This window comes from Variovorax sp. EBFNA2 (genome assembly GCF_033802765.1).
Classification (GTDB): Bacteria; Pseudomonadota; Gammaproteobacteria; order Burkholderiales; family Burkholderiaceae_C; genus Variovorax; species Variovorax paradoxus_H.
In genome coordinates, this window is sequence record NZ_CP138496.1 from 4,738,280 (window position 1) to 4,751,976 (window position 13,697).

12 protein-coding genes and 1 pseudogene are annotated in these 13,697 nt (G+C 68.3%); 8 read left to right on the forward strand and 5 right to left on the reverse strand.

The window, feature by feature from the left end; genetic code table 11:
* Position 1: 1 nt before the first annotated feature.
* A complete protein-coding gene (locus RZE79_RS22260) occupies positions 2 to 1,249 on the reverse strand; it encodes a styrene monooxygenase/indole monooxygenase family protein (protein WP_319356872.1) in 1,248 nt (415 codons plus the stop codon).
* Between the two features lie 51 nt (positions 1,250 to 1,300).
* A complete protein-coding gene (locus RZE79_RS22265) occupies positions 1,301 to 2,095 on the reverse strand; it encodes an SDR family oxidoreductase (RefSeq protein ID WP_319356873.1) in 795 nt (264 codons plus the stop codon).
* Between the two features lie 185 nt (positions 2,096 to 2,280).
* Between RZE79_RS22265 and RZE79_RS22270 the strand changes: the two genes are divergently transcribed.
* Positions 2,281 to 3,291, forward strand: coding sequence for an AraC family transcriptional regulator (locus RZE79_RS22270; RefSeq protein ID WP_319356874.1), 1,011 nt, complete (start codon positions 2,281 to 2,283; stop codon positions 3,289 to 3,291).
* A gap of 21 nt (positions 3,292 to 3,312) precedes the next feature.
* Here the strand turns inward: RZE79_RS22270 and RZE79_RS22275 are convergent, their stop codons facing one another.
* Positions 3,313 to 4,122, reverse strand: coding sequence for a siderophore-interacting protein (locus RZE79_RS22275; RefSeq protein ID WP_319356875.1), 810 nt, complete (start codon positions 4,120 to 4,122; stop codon positions 3,313 to 3,315).
* Positions 4,123 to 4,231: 109 nt separating this feature from the next.
* Between RZE79_RS22275 and RZE79_RS22280 the strand changes: the two are divergent.
* The 3 genes and pseudogenes from RZE79_RS22280 (at position 4,232) to RZE79_RS22290 (ending at position 6,720) form a co-directional block, all read left to right on the forward strand.
* Positions 4,232 to 4,855, forward strand: a pseudogene (locus RZE79_RS22280) (TetR/AcrR family transcriptional regulator).
* Positions 4,856 to 5,264: 409 nt separating this feature from the next.
* Positions 5,265 to 6,215, forward strand: coding sequence for a universal stress protein (locus tag RZE79_RS22285; protein WP_153282738.1), 951 nt, complete (start codon positions 5,265 to 5,267; stop codon positions 6,213 to 6,215).
* Positions 6,205 to 6,720 carry a hypothetical protein gene (locus RZE79_RS22290; RefSeq protein WP_319356876.1) on the forward strand — a complete coding sequence of 172 codons (516 nt, stop codon included), beginning with the start codon at positions 6,205 to 6,207 and terminating at the stop codon, positions 6,718 to 6,720. The genes RZE79_RS22285 and RZE79_RS22290 overlap by 11 nt, the downstream gene beginning before the upstream one ends.
* A 228-nt stretch (positions 6,721 to 6,948) precedes the next feature.
* On the opposite strand, the gene RZE79_RS22295 is transcribed toward RZE79_RS22290, so the two are convergent.
* Positions 6,949 to 8,742 carry an alkaline phosphatase D family protein gene (locus RZE79_RS22295; protein ID WP_319356877.1) on the reverse strand — a complete coding sequence of 598 codons (1,794 nt, stop codon included), beginning with the start codon at positions 8,740 to 8,742 and terminating at the stop codon, positions 6,949 to 6,951.
* 110 nt (positions 8,743 to 8,852) lie between these two features.
* Between RZE79_RS22295 and RZE79_RS22300 the strand changes: the two genes are divergently transcribed.
* The gene (locus RZE79_RS22300; protein ID WP_319361354.1) at positions 8,853 to 9,089 is read left to right on the forward strand and encodes a hypothetical protein; all 237 of its coding nucleotides are present in this window, start codon (positions 8,853 to 8,855) and stop codon (positions 9,087 to 9,089) included.
* A 255-nt stretch (positions 9,090 to 9,344) separates the two neighbouring features.
* On the opposite strand, the gene RZE79_RS22305 is transcribed toward RZE79_RS22300, so the two are convergent.
* Positions 9,345 to 10,760, reverse strand: a complete 1,416-nt coding sequence (locus RZE79_RS22305; protein WP_319356878.1) for a PLP-dependent aminotransferase family protein — start codon at positions 10,758 to 10,760, stop codon at positions 9,345 to 9,347.
* A 347-nt stretch (positions 10,761 to 11,107) separates the two neighbouring features.
* Between RZE79_RS22305 and RZE79_RS22310 the strand changes: the two genes are divergently transcribed.
* Genes RZE79_RS22310 through RZE79_RS22320 form a run of 3 tightly spaced genes read left to right on the forward strand, consistent with a single transcriptional unit; the run spans position 11,108 to position 13,697 of the window.
* A complete protein-coding gene (locus RZE79_RS22310) occupies positions 11,108 to 11,590 on the forward strand; it encodes an MSMEG_0572/Sll0783 family nitrogen starvation response protein (RefSeq protein WP_319356879.1) in 483 nt (160 codons plus the stop codon).
* A 15-nt stretch (positions 11,591 to 11,605) separates the two neighbouring features.
* Positions 11,606 to 12,652, forward strand: coding sequence for a Nit6803 family nitrilase (locus RZE79_RS22315; protein WP_319356880.1), 1,047 nt, complete (start codon positions 11,606 to 11,608; stop codon positions 12,650 to 12,652).
* Complete coding sequence (locus tag RZE79_RS22320; protein ID WP_319361252.1) at positions 12,615 to 13,697, forward strand: MSMEG_0568 family radical SAM protein; 1,083 nt, start codon at positions 12,615 to 12,617, stop codon at positions 13,695 to 13,697. Before RZE79_RS22315 ends, RZE79_RS22320 begins: the two co-directional genes overlap by 38 nt.

Here is a 13,697-nt window from a genome sequence, read left to right on the forward strand (position 1 = left end):
CCTACGCCGCTGCCGCAGCGGCAGTGCAGGTGTCGAGGTAGCGGTCGGCCTCTTGCGGATCGGCGAACCACGGGAAGAAGGTGCGCGGGTCGTCGAAGCCGTTGGCGATGGCGCTGGCCATCGGCGGCACGGCGCCGGCGCTGCCGAGCAGCTTGAGCACATGCGGCGGCGGCGGTGCGAGCAGCATGTTGGTCCAGCGCGTGACCCATTGCGCGTAGCCGAACCAGTAGCGGTCGAAGGTCTGCTGCATCCACGGCGCATCGGCTGCGCCGTCGCCGCGCGCCAGGATGCTCTTCAGGTAGGTGTCGGCGCACTTGGCCGCGTTGTTCGAGCCCTGCCCCGTGATCGGGTCGTTGAGCACGACCACGTCGGCCAGGCCGAGCACCTTGCGGCCCGAAGGCAGCGTGGCAATCGGCTTGCGCACGGTGGGTGCGAAGCGGCCCGCGAGGATGCCGTTGTCGTCGGTGAGTTCGATGTCCTGGCAGCGCTCGGCCTCCCAGGGCGTGAACGTGTCGAGGATCCACTTGCTGCGCGCGAGGTGCTCCTGCGGCGTCTTCACGTCGGCCCAGCAGTCCATCGGGCCGCCCGGCACGCCTTCGAACACCATGATCTCGCACGGGCCACTGGTGGTGAGCGCCGGGAACACGAAGTACTCGCCCACGCCCGGAATCAGGTTGAAGCACACGGCCGAGAACGGCGTACGCGGGCGCATGCCCTTCACGTAGGTGAGCGCCAATGCGCGCTGCGGCTGGTCGTAGGTCGACTTGGCGGCGTCGCGCTCGAAGAGCTTCGAGATCTCGCCCTTGCCGCTGGCCACCAGCGTGAGGTCGTGGCTGCGGGTGCAGGCTTCGAGGTCGTCGATGCCGGCGTCCTTGAAGACCAGCTCGCCGCCCTTCTGCTGAAACTGCGCCATCCACGCCGGCACCTTCACGCGCTGGTCGACCGACTGCGCGCTGGAGTTCAGCCGCGCCGCCCATTCGATGGCCTTGGCGCCCTTCTGCTCGGGGTGCAGCACGGCGAAACCGATGCCGTCGACCGTGGGGCAGTCGTTGGCCCACTGGTCGAGCCCGAGGTCGCGTTCGACCTGCAGCGCGGTGTGGAACATGCACTGGCTCGACATGACCTTGCCGTGGCGGATGTCGTCCGCCGAACGGTTGCTGTACATCGTGACCTCGTAGCCTGCGTCCAGCAGACCCAGTCCCAGTTGCAGGCCCGACTGGCCCGCGCCGACGATGGCGATTCGCTTCATGGCTTGTTCCTTCTGTGTTGTCTCGTGGTGTGGTGCTTGCGTGCGGAGGGATCAGGGTTCCATCAGGCGGGGAATGGCCGGCACGGCCTGCTCGGGGCCCATGGCGGAGTAGCCGCCATCCACCGCGTAGTCGGCGCCGGTGACGAAGCTCGCGTGCTCGGAGCACAGGAACAGCACCACCTGCGCCACTTCGTCGGGGTCGCCGACGCGCCCGAGCAGGTGGTAGGGCGCGGCCACGCGGTCGGTGCGCGCGCGGTCGCCGCCGGTCAGCTGGTCCATCACCGCCGACCAGGTCCAGCCCGGCGAGACGCTGTTCACGCGGATGCGGTCGGGCGCGAGGTCCATCGCCATGTTGCGCGTGAGCTGCGCCATCGCGGCCTTGCTCACGGGGTAGAGCCAGCGCCCGGTCTGGGCCACGCGCGACGAGATGCTGGTGAAGTTGACCACCGCCCCGCCGCCGGCCGCGACCATGTGCGGGTGCACTGCCTGCAGCATCGCGACGGCGCTGACCACGTTCACGTTGAACGAAGTGAGCCAGTCGGCGCGCGGCGACTTGAAGCCGTCGTCCACGTACGAGCAGGCCAGGTTGACGAGAAAGTCCACGCCGCCGTGGCGGGCAACCGCCTCGTCGACGCAGGCCTTCACCTGCGCGTCGTCGGTGATGTCGGTGCGCACGAAGCGCACCCCGGCACCGAGTGCGTCGGCCAGCGGCTGGCCCTTGTCGGCGTCGATGTCGGCGATGACCACCTTCACGCCCGCCGCGTGGAAGGCGCGCACCACGCCGGCGCCTATCAATGTCGAACCACCCGTGACGATGGCGCTTTTGCCTTCGAGACCCTTGAACATGACGCTTGCTCTCCTCGGTTGAATCGCCGGTTCGGCGAAGGGGCCAAAGGTAGAGCGGAAGGCCTCGCCGGCCGATCCCGAAAACGCAGGGGCTGTCCCTGCCGCGCAGGTTTTTTACACAGGTGCCAAGGGACGGCCCGAATTGTGGGCTGGAAGGCTTTTTGCTAGGGTCACTCCGCTTCCCTATGGAAACCGCCACCGCCCCACGGCTGCCGCTGCAGCGTTACCGCCTGTTCGAGAGCCACGACATGGACGAGGCACGCGAGAGCGTGGCCCGCGTGTTCTGCCCGCACGGCCTCACGATGCTGCGCCCGCGCACCGAACTGGACGCCTGCCACCACAGCGCGCGCCTGCACCGCGACGTGAGCCTCAATTACGTGCAGTACGGCCCCGGCGTGCAGATCGACCCGGGCTACCTGCAAGACTTCTTCCTGTTGCAGATTCCGTTGCGCGGCGGCGCCGACATCCGCTGCGGCGGCCAGCAGGTCGAAGCCACGCCGCGCATCGCCTCGCTGCCCTCGCCCACCGAGCTGCTGTCGATGCGCTGGGCCGACGACAGCCCGCACCTGATCGTGCGCATCGCGCGCGCGGCGCTGCTGTCGCGGCTCGAAGCGCTGCTGCAGGCGCCCGTGCGGCAGCACCTGGTGTTCGACCTCGGCGTGCCGCTGGACAACCCCGCGCTCGCGCCGCTGGTGCACTTCATCGACTACCTGCGGCTCACGCTCGACGCCGGCAATGCGCTGCAAGGCGGCGGACGCCTGGCCGAGCATGCCGAGGAATACCTGATGTCGAGCCTGCTGATGTCGGCGGGTCACAACCATTCACGCGCCCTTGCTGGAGACACGCAGCGCCACTTGCTGCCGCGCGCGGTGCGCAAGGCGCAGGAGTTCATGGCCGCGCACGCCGAGCAGCCGCTGTCGCTGGCCGACGTGTGCCGCGAGGCCGGCTGCAGCGCACGCGCCCTGCAGCTCGCGTTCCGCCAGCATGCGGGCCAGGGGCCGATGGAGTTCCTGCGCGAGCTGCGGCTCGACCGCGTGCGCGCCGAGCTGCAGGCTGCGTCCATGCAGACAGGGGTGCGCGACGTGGCACAGAAGCACGGTTTCCTGCACCTGGGCCATTTCGCGGCGCAGTACCGCGCGCGCTTCGGCGAGCGGCCATCGGACACCCGCACGCGCCACGCACCGGCCGAGCACTGACCCGGCCAGCGCGCCTCGGGCTCAGGCCCGGTCGCGGTGATCGGCTTCGCCGTGCTTCCAGTAGCCCTTGGCGGTCAGGCGCGTGCGCGCCAGGCCCTGGTCGTTCAGGAAATGGGCGCGCAAAGTGCGCACCACGCCCGACTCGCCCGCCAGCCAGATGTAACCCGGCCCCGCCGGCTGCGGGCGGTGCATCAGCTGCTGCTGCAGCGCCAGCCCCGGCTCGGCCGGATCGCCGGTGAGCCAGCAGGTGCGCAGCACGGCCTGGCTGCGGATCTCCTGCACATCGGCGGCCGTGGGCACTTCGACATAGGTCTTGAGGCGGATCTCCGGCCCGAGGCTCGCGGCAATCGACTGGATCGCGGGCAGCGCGGTCGCGTCGCCGGCCAGCATCACCCAGCGCGCGTCGTCCGGGAGCGCAAAGCCGCCGTCGCGCGGCCCGGCAAAGCTGACGTATTCGCCGGGTTGCGCCCGCGCCGCCCAGGCCGAGGCCGGGCCTTCATGGCCGCTGTCGCCGTGCAGCACGAAGTCCAGCTCGAGCGTGGCGGCGACGCGGTCGATGCGGCGAAGGGTGTAGGCCCGCCCTTCGCCGCCGGGCACGAACACCTTCACCCAGGCGCCAGGTTGGTCGGCTGCCGCGTGGCGCAGGAAGGCCGCGACGTCCGGGCCGCCGAGGGTGATGCGGCGCATGTGCGGCGTCACGAGGCTGCACCGGAGGACATGGGCTTTCAGCCGCGTGCCCCGTTCGGGCGGGACCGCAGCGATCGGCTGCAGGAGCGGAAAGGAAGAAGGCAACGCACGCGGCGCGTGGGCCTCGAAGGCATTGGCGTTCATGGTCTGTATGTCGATTCGAATGGGGAAACTCTTGAATGCGAGCATTTGCTCGGCTCTTCTTAGAATACGAGCCTTCACTCGTATTGAAAACTCGCATTCGAGACGCCCGATGAAATCCCTTCCCCAGCCAAGAAAGGCGCCGCGCCAGGCGCGCTCCCAGCAGATGGTCGAGGTCATTCTGGAAGCCACGGCTCGCGTTCTGGGAGAGCGGGGCTATGCCGGCACCAACACCAACGTGGTCGCCGAACGCGCCGGCGTGAGCGTGGGCTCGCTCTACTAGTACTTTCCGAACAAGGACTCGCTGATCACGGCGCTGCACGAGCGGCACGCCGCACAGATGTACGCGGCCATCGAGGAAGTGTTGGCCACGTCGCGCGCGCGCAGCCTTCGCGGGCGTGTGCAGGCCGTGGTGCGTGCGCTGCTCGCGGCGCATGCGGTGTATCCCGAGCTGCATCGCGTGCTCGAAAAGGAGTTTCCCTTCTTCGATGCGCCGCGCGAAGAGAGCGCAGCCGACCACGACATCTTCCGGCGCGTGCGCCAGCTGCTGGACGAGCACCGCGCCGAGCTCGCGCCGCGCAACCTCGACCTCGCCACCTGGGTGGTGCTGCAGATCATGGAAACGCTGGTGCATGCGGCCGTCATCGAGCCGCCCGCGCAGTTCGAGCCCGCTGCCCTCGAGGCCTCGATCGTCGATGCGCTCATGGGCTATCTCTGCGGCCCGACGGGGCGCTAGGTTGAATCTCATGCGTGAACCTCCAGGAAGACCGGGGACACGGAAACACGTCTCCCCTTGCACATGACAAATGAGAACAAAAAAGGGGAAGCCGGCCCGCGCACGCGGTGCGCGGCGCCCTTCCAATCTGGCAAGGATCGTGCGGGTACTGATTGGATCTGCACGCATCTGGCCTAGACTCCCCGGCATGAACGGCCAGCCCTCCCTCCACACCTTGACGTCCCGCCCCGGTGGCTACACGCCGGTGTTCGCGTGGATGACAGCGGCGGCTCAGCAGACGCCCGCACATTCCTGAGCCCGGCGGTCCACCTCTTTCCTTTCTCTTTCAGCGCAAACCATCGACCGCCGGGCACCTGCCCCGCGCGGCTGCGCCCCCCTCATCCGGGGTCGCGTTCGACTGGAGTGCGTCATGCATCACCATCAGGTTCAGCGGGAGCACGTGCTTCCCGGCGGCGGCGTCTCGTCCAACACGCCTTCTTTTCAATCCATCCTTGCCGTCACCGATCTCTCGGCACGCGGCAACCGCGCGGTCGAGCGAGCCGCCCTGCTCGCCGCCGAACACGGCGCGCTGCTGAAGCTCATGTACGCGCCCGCGGATTTCGCGCCGTTCGCGCATGCCGAAGCGGCAACCGCCCTCGCGGGGCTGACCCGGTCGATGGCTTCGCGCTTCGATGTGCTGGTCAAGCAGGTCGCAGGGCCGAGCGGTGGCCTCGCGCAGATCGTGGACGAGGCGCGCTACGTCGACCTCGTCGTGCTGAGCCACGAGCGCGATCGCTCGCCCGGCGCCTTCTTCAGCGGCCAGCCCGTGGAGCGCCTGCTGCGGCAGGTGCGCTGCCCGGTGCTCGTGACGCGGCTCGACACGCGCCTGCGCTACGGACGCATCTTGGTGGCCGTCGACTTCACGCCCGCATCGCGCGAACTGGTGAGCCTGGCCCACGGCCTCGATCCGAATGCCGCACTGGAACTGTTCCATGCGCTCAACACCTTGCACGAAAGCAAGCTGCGCTATGCCGAGGTGTCGGACCACGCCATCAAGACCTACCGCCACGACAGCATGCGGCAGGCGCGCGAACGCTTGTTCTCGCTGACCGACTCGTCGAGCGCACGGCGCAACCGCGTGCTCTCGGCCATCGGCCGCGGCGACCCGGCGCGACAGGCCACGGTGCAGCAACAGCACGCGCGCGCCGAGCTGCTCGTGGTCGGCAAGCGCCGCGCAAATCCGTTCACCGATTTCCTGTTCGGTAGCGTCGCGCAGCGCGTGCTGTGCTGGGCCACGGGCGACGTGCTGGTGGCGCCTGGTGATCGACGCGCCGACACCCAACCGGCCGTCATTTCGAGGAAGCTGCAAGATGTTCGCTGAAGACCCGCTCATCAAGTACCCGCTGCGCCAGTCGCTGCTGCCCGGTGCCGAAGGCCTGGCCGTCTTCGCCGAGCGCGGACCGGTCGACTGGCTCTCGCGGCCCGACCAGTACATCTTCATCTGCGAAGGACGCGGCGGCCGGATCTACGCGGCGAACGAGGCCGCGCTCGAAGAAGCCCAGCAGCTCATCAGGGACGCGCACGGCGACCAGGTCGTGTCGCGCGATCCCGAGATCCACACCTTCGTCGACCCCGAACTCGACGCGGTGGTCGAGCCGATCATGTTCCTGCGATTGAAAAGCCCGCGGGCCTACGCCACGGTGCTGCGCGACGAACTCGATCGACGCCAGGCCGACGTTCGGGAGGAAGACCTGCAGCGCCACGACGTCGTGATCCGCGCCGAGGTGCGGCTCGCCGATCTCATGGGCTATGCGAAGGCCGCGCTCGAGATGTCGAACGGGTCGGCGGTGATCTGGAACTGGTTGCTGCGGTACGGGATGGCGTGAAGGGCTTCTCGGCCCGTCTCTTCCCACCAACCCCGTCGCCGGTTTGTCGGTGACGCCGCTAGATTCGCGGCATGACCGACAAGACCTTGATCCTCGACTTCGAGATGACCGAGAAGTTCTCGGACCCCTTGCGCGCGACCGGCGCGTACACGGAAAAATTCGCGCCAGCGCCTCAACCATACAAGGCGCTGCGGATGCAGCCGCGCTGGCAAGCGGCGCTGTGGACGCTCAGGCCGCGAGCACCTGCAGGTTGCCGACACCCGGCAGCGTGCGCAGCGTGGCGGCCGTCCGCACCGCATAGTCGCGGCTGAACACCGTGCTGATCTCGATGTAGTCGCAACGTGCTTCGGCCGGCGTCAGCGTCAGCACGGCATAGCCGCGCTTGCTGGTTTCGGCGTAGCGCAGGTCGTCGATCATGCGCAGGAAGCCATCGGACAGCAGGTTGTTGGCAATCAGCGGCAGCGCCCGCTCGAAGCCGGGGGACGACACCGAGGAGGTTCCGAATTCCACCCCGACCCTCTGCCCCGAGGGGTCGGTGAGGTTCCCGGCCCAGGCGTTGTGCGTGTCGCCGGCCAGCGAGATGAGGTTCTTGCCCTGGCTGCGCGCCATCGTGAGCACGGTGTCGCGGGCGGCGGGGTAGCCGTCCCAGGCGTCCAGGTTGTAGGGCACCTTCTGCTGCGCGATCAGGGCCCGCTGGCTGTCGCTGCGCGCGGCATCCGGAAGCGCCAGCGCCGTCATGTAGGCGGTCAGCGTCTCGAGGTTGAAGTCGGTCGCGATGCTCAAGGGGATGGCCATGCGCATCATGAGCACCTGCTGGCCGAGCACCTGCCATGTGCCGGCCGATGCGGCCATGCGCGCGGACAGCCAGTCCACCTGCGGCTGGCCCAGCAGCTGCCGCGTCGGGGCGGCAGCCTCGCCGTCCAAATACTGTTGGAGCGTGACCTGCTTGTCGCGGCCGATCAGCCGGGTGTCGAGCATGTGCATCGACGCCAGCGTGCCGATGTCGAACGAGCGATAAACCTGCAGCGGGTTGGCCGGATCGGGCAGCCGCGTCGGCAGCCACTCGTGGTAGGCCTGAACGGCAGCCGCGCGCCGTGCGGCAAAGCTGCCCTCGGTTGCTTCGTCGTGGTTTTCTGCCCCGCCTGACCACGCGTTGTCGGCCAGGTCGTGGTCGTCCCACACCGCGATCATGGGCAGCCGCGCATGCAGGGCGCGCAGATCGCTGTCGGTACGGTACTGCGCATGGCGCAGGCGGTAGTCCGCGAGCGTCAGGATCTCGTGGCCGGGTACCGACTCTCGGTCGATGGCGATCGCAAGCTGAGACGCATAACCCACCCGGCCGTGCTCGTAGATGTAGTCCCCCAGATGCAGCACCACGTCGATGTCGGTGCGCCGGGCAATGTCGGCATAGACATTGAAATAGCCGCTGGGGAAGTTGGAGCAGGACACCACCGCCAGTTTGGCCTGGGATACACCGCCCACCGGCAGCGTCTTGGTGCGGCCGATGGGCGAGTTCTCGTTGCCCATCACGAAGCGATAGAAATAGGTGCTGGCGGGCTGGAGGCCGACGGCATCCACCTTGACCGTGTAGTCGCGCTCGGGGCCGGTGCTCGCGGTGCCGCGCGCGACGATGATGCCGAAACGCTCGTCGCTGGCCACCTCCCACTCGACGTTGAAGGTGCCCGGTGCGGGCGCCGTCACGCGGGTCCAGAGGATCACGCGGTCGGACAACGGATCGCCGCTCGCGATGCCGTGCTTGAACACCGAGCCGGAGCCATCGGGCGGACTGCCGCCACCACCACCACCACCACCACCGATGCCGAAGCCCCCTCCTCCTCCTCCGCCACCACCGCCGCCACAGCCGGTCAAGCTGATGCCGCTGCCCGAGAACATCGCGAACAGCACCGCGCTGCGCAGGAGCGAGCGTCGGGTGGTGCCGGTCAACGCTTGCTGGGGATCGATGCCGCCGTCGTGAGCGAGACGGCTTGCCTCGTCGTTCTTCTTGTCATCCTGAGTGCGCATGGCAGTCTCCTGATCCGCCGAAGGCGAGACGTACGGCACGCCTCATTTCCATTTCGACGTCGGGCGCCATTGAATGTGAATGCTTTGGTTTCTATCGTAGGCGTCCGCCGATGCACGCGTCAGACAGCAGCGCACGCCGCGCGCTGCCAGTTGTACAGCGTTGGACGGCACACGCCGAACTTGTCGGCTACAGCCTGCGCACTTTCCTCACGCGGGCAAAGCTCCATGACTCCCGCTCTGAAACGGGGCGTGCCCCGAAGGGCGTCATCGTCAAAGGCTCCGGACACTGGTTGATGGAAGAGGCGCCCGAGCAGGTGATTCCGGCATTGGTCAACTTCCTGGGCTAGCGCGAAGCCGACGCGACATGGGAACAGCAGGGTCGCGAGAGGGACCTTGCGCGCCCTGCGGGGCACGACCAGCAGAACTCGACGAGCATGAACGTCGAACCAACCCAGGAGAACCAAGATGGATCTGCTGTCGGGACCGCTGATCGGTGCCTCCCGTGCGCAGACGCTGCTCGGACACATCTGGCACCTGGATCGCGCCGATGGATTGCAAGGGCTGATGAACTGAGGCAGGAGGTACCGCGGACGGCGCAAGCCCTACAGACGCTCAGCCCCTGCAAACGAGTGCACCGTTGCGTGAGGGTGCCGCGGATGCGCCAGCGTGTCGGCAATGAGCCGCAAGGCCTGGTCGCATTGCTCGCGCGACATCGGGCCGCCCAGGCAGATGCGCACGGCCTCGGGCGGATCGCCGTCGGTGGAAAAGGCCGCGCTCGCCACCACGCCGACGTTCTGCGTGCGCAGGTAGGACGCAAACTCCACCGGGCTCCAGCCCGACGGCAGCGGCAGCCAGGCGTGGAAGCCTTCGGGATGCGCCTGCAGCCCGCTGCCGCCGAGATGACGTGCGGCCAATGTCTGCCGCGCCATCGATTCGCCGCGCACCGCCTGCAGCATGGCCTCGGCGGTACCGTCCTCGACCCACAGCGTGGTCAGTGCGTTGGTGATCGGCGAGGCCATGACGGTGGTGGCGCGCATCGCGCCGGCCAGGCGCTGCGACTGCACCACCGTCGGTGAACACACGTACGCGCTGCGCAGCCCCGCGCCGAAGCACTTGGAGAACCCGCTCACGTAGTAGGTGAGCGCGGGCGCCAGCGTGGCGATGGCGGCGGGTGTCTGGCGCGGCAGCATGCCGTAGGCATCGTCTTCGATGATCGGAATGGCGTAGCGCAACGCCACGTCCGCCAGCGCCTCGCGCCGCGCGCGCGATACGGTGCCCGCGGTCGGGTTCAGCAGCGTCGGGTTGCAGTACAGCGCCTTGGGCTTGAGCGTCTTGCAGGCGTGCTCGAAGGCATCCGCAATGGGGCCGTCGTCGTCGAGCTGCAGCGCGTGCAGCTGCACGCCCAGTTGCGCCGCGACGGCCTTCACGCCCGGATAGGTGAGCGACTCCACGCAGATCAGCTCGCCCGGCCTCGCCAGCTGGGAGAACAGCGCGGTGAGCACGCTGTGGATGCCGGGGCACACGAGGATGCGGTCGATGCCCGCATCGGGCACGAAGGGGCGCAGCCAGTGCCTTGCCGCCTCGCGGTCGTGCGCGGTGCCGCCGAAGTCCTGGTAGCGCATCAGGTCGTGCAGGTCGGCCTGCGCGAAGGCGCGGCTCGCGCTCTCGTGCAGCCGCGCCATCAGGTGCGCGTCGTCGGGCTCGGGCGGCATGTTCATCGTCATCTCGGCGCCGCTGCCGCCGCGCAGCCGCAGGCTCGGGCTGCCCGAACGGATGAAGGTGCCGGTGCCGGCGCGCGAATCGATCAGGCCGCGCTTGCGCGCTTCGGCATAGCCGCGCGCCACGGTCGTGTAGTTGAGCGCCAGGTCGGCTGCGAGCTCGCGCAAGGTGGGCAGCCGGTCGCGCACGGCCAGGCGACCGGTCTTGATGTCGTCGGCGATCAGGTCGGCCAGCAGCAGGTAGGCCGGCTTGGTGGTGGTGCGCAGCTGCTTGCGCCAGTGGGTGGTGAGCGTGGTCATCGGCAAAGTTGATCGCATCCATTGATTGCATCGGGCCACCGATCAGGCACGCAGGAATCGCGCCTGCGCCAGAGGGGCCAGATGCCTCGATCAGGTGCGATCAACCCCGTTGATCGGGTGCATTGATCGCATGGCGGATGCGTCTTCCCGGTGCAGGCGGGGCCGCGGTGGCCCCCTTCGCGCGGGTCTTTTCGTGCGGTCGAGAAAAAGTTTTCCGGCGCGCAGGCCGCACCCGGGCGGTTTGATCGCGCATTGATCGCATGCGCCGCGCCGGGCGCTGGCACATCGCCTGCAAAGAGAAAGGCACGCAAGACCTGCGTTCATTCCCTTTTCAACCGGAGTACCCCATGCCCAAAGTCACGCGCCCCCGCAACGAGAAAGGCGAGTTCCTCGTCGACTACGAGGAGAAAGTGTTCGAAGACGTCAAGGCCGAGCCCGGCGAGAAGGCGCTCGTCACCTTCCACACCGTGGCCTTCGAAGGCTCGATCGGCTTCGTGAACCTGCTGCAGGCCACGCGGCTGCGCCGCAAGGGCTACGAGACTTCGGTGCTGCTGTACGGCCCCGGCGTGACGCTGGGCGTGCAGCGCGGCTTTCCCACGCTGGGCGACGAAGCCTTCCCCGGCCACCAGAACTTCAACAAGCAGATCGTCAAGTTCATGGAAGAAGGCGGCAAGGTCTACGCCTGCCGCTTCGCGCTGCAGGCGCTGTACGGCCATGGCGAAGGCGCGCTCGTCGAGGGCATCACGCCGATCAACCCGCTCGACGTGCTCGACCTCGTGCTGCTGCACAAGAAGGCCGGTGCCGTCATTCTCGACACCTGGACGCTGTAAGACAGGACCCGAGCGATGGCTTCCTCACCCCGCATCGTGCGTGCCGCGGCGATCCAGATCGCGCCCGACTTCGAACGGCCCGACGGCACCCTCGAGCGGGTGTGCGGCGCCATCGACGAGGCTGCCGCCAAGGGCGTGCAGCTGGCAGTATTCCCCGAGACCTTCGTGCCCTACTACCCCTACTTCAGCTTCGTGCTGCCGCCGGTGCTGCAGGGCGCGCCGCACCTGCGGCTGGCGGAGCGCGCGGTGGTCGTGCCCGGCCCGGTCACGCAGGCCGTGGCCGAGCGTGCGCGGCATCACGGCATGGTGGTGGTGCTCGGTGTGAACGAGCGCGACCACGGCAGCCTCTACAACACGCAGCTGGTGTTCGACGCCGACGGCACGCTGGCGCTCAAGCGCCGCAAGATCACGCCGACTTATCACGAGCGCATGGTCTGGGGCATGGGCGACGGCGCGGGCCTGAAGGTGGTCGACACCGCCGTCGGCCGCGTCGGCGCGCTCGCCTGCTGGGAGCACTACAACCCGCTCGCGCGCTACGCCCTGATGGCGCAGCACGAAGAGATCCACTGCGCGCAGTTCCCCGGCTCGCTGGTCGGTCCGATCTTCGCGGAGCAGATGGAAGTGACCATCCGCCACCATGCGCTCGAGTCGGGCTGCTTCGTGGTCAATGCCACCGGCTGGCTCACCGACGAACAGATCCGCTCGGTCACGCCCGATGCCAACCTGCAGAAGGCGCTGCGCGGCGGCTGCCACACCGCCATCGTCTCGCCCGAGGGCAAGCACCTCGCACCGCCGCTCACCGAGGGCGAAGGCATGGTGATCGCCGACATGGACATGGCACTCATCGCCAAGCGCAAGCGAATGATGGATTCGGTCGGCCACTACGCGCGGCCCGAGCTGCTGTCGCTCGCCATCAACGACCGGCCGGCACAGACCACCGTGCCGATGCATCTCACGCAACCTCTAGATCAACGGAGCCCCCACCATGACCACCACGACGACGCAGCAAGACAGCCGGCAGCTGATGACCGAGCTCCAGTCCTTCGGGTTGCGGCTGGTTGATCCCTCGGCCGGTGTCTCGAGCCGCCGCGGCGGCGCGGGCCCTTCGGACCACAAGGCCGTGACGGTGGACGGCCACACGATCATGGTGCCGGTCCACACCTCGAGCGCCTGGCATTCGCCGTTCACGGCCGAGGCGCCGGATGCGGCAGGCATGAGCCGCGTGATGCGCGGCAGCATTCCCATTGCGCGCATCAGCTTTCCGAAGCAGCCGCGCTTCTACGCGATGCAGACCTTCGACGGCGTGCCCTATTCGCACATCGCCACGCTGCACGGCAGCGATGTGCTCGCCACCACCGTGCTGCAGACCTGCATCCGCTACGAGAGCCGCAAGAAGAGCTGCAAGTTCTGCGCGATCGGCCAGTCGCTCGCGGCCGGCCGCACCATCGCGCGCAAGACGCCCGAACAACTCGCCGAAGTCGCACGCGCCGCCGTGCTGCTCGACGGCGTGAAGCACATGGTGATGACCACCGGCACGCCCAACACCACCGACCGCGGCGCGGCCATCCTCTGCGAGAGCGCGTTCGCGATCAGGGCCGCGGTCGACCTTCCGATCCAGGGCCAGTGCGAGCCGCCCGACGACGACCAGTGGTTCCACCGCATGAAGGCCGCGGGCATCGACACGCTGGGCATGCACCTCGAAGTGGTGACGCCCGAAGTGCGCGATCGGATCATGCCGGGCAAGGCGAGCGTGCCGGTCTCGCGCTACATGAGCGCGTTTGAGGCGGCGGTCGGCGTGTTCGGACGCGGCCAGGTCAGCACCTACATCCTGGCCGGGCTCGGCGACACGCGCGAGGCCATCCTCGACACCTGCGACCAGCTGCTCGCGCGCGGCGTGTACCCGTTTGTGGTGCCCTTCGTGCCGATCAGCGGTACGCCGCTCGAGGACCATCCCGCGCCCTCGCCGGAGTTCATGAAATCGCTGCTCGCGCCGCTCGGCGAACGCGTGGTGGCCGCCGGCCTTCGCTCCGCCGACATCAAGGCCGGCTGCGGCAAATGCGGCGCGTGCTCGTCGCTGTCGGTCTACGAAAAAGAAAGCGAAGGCTGA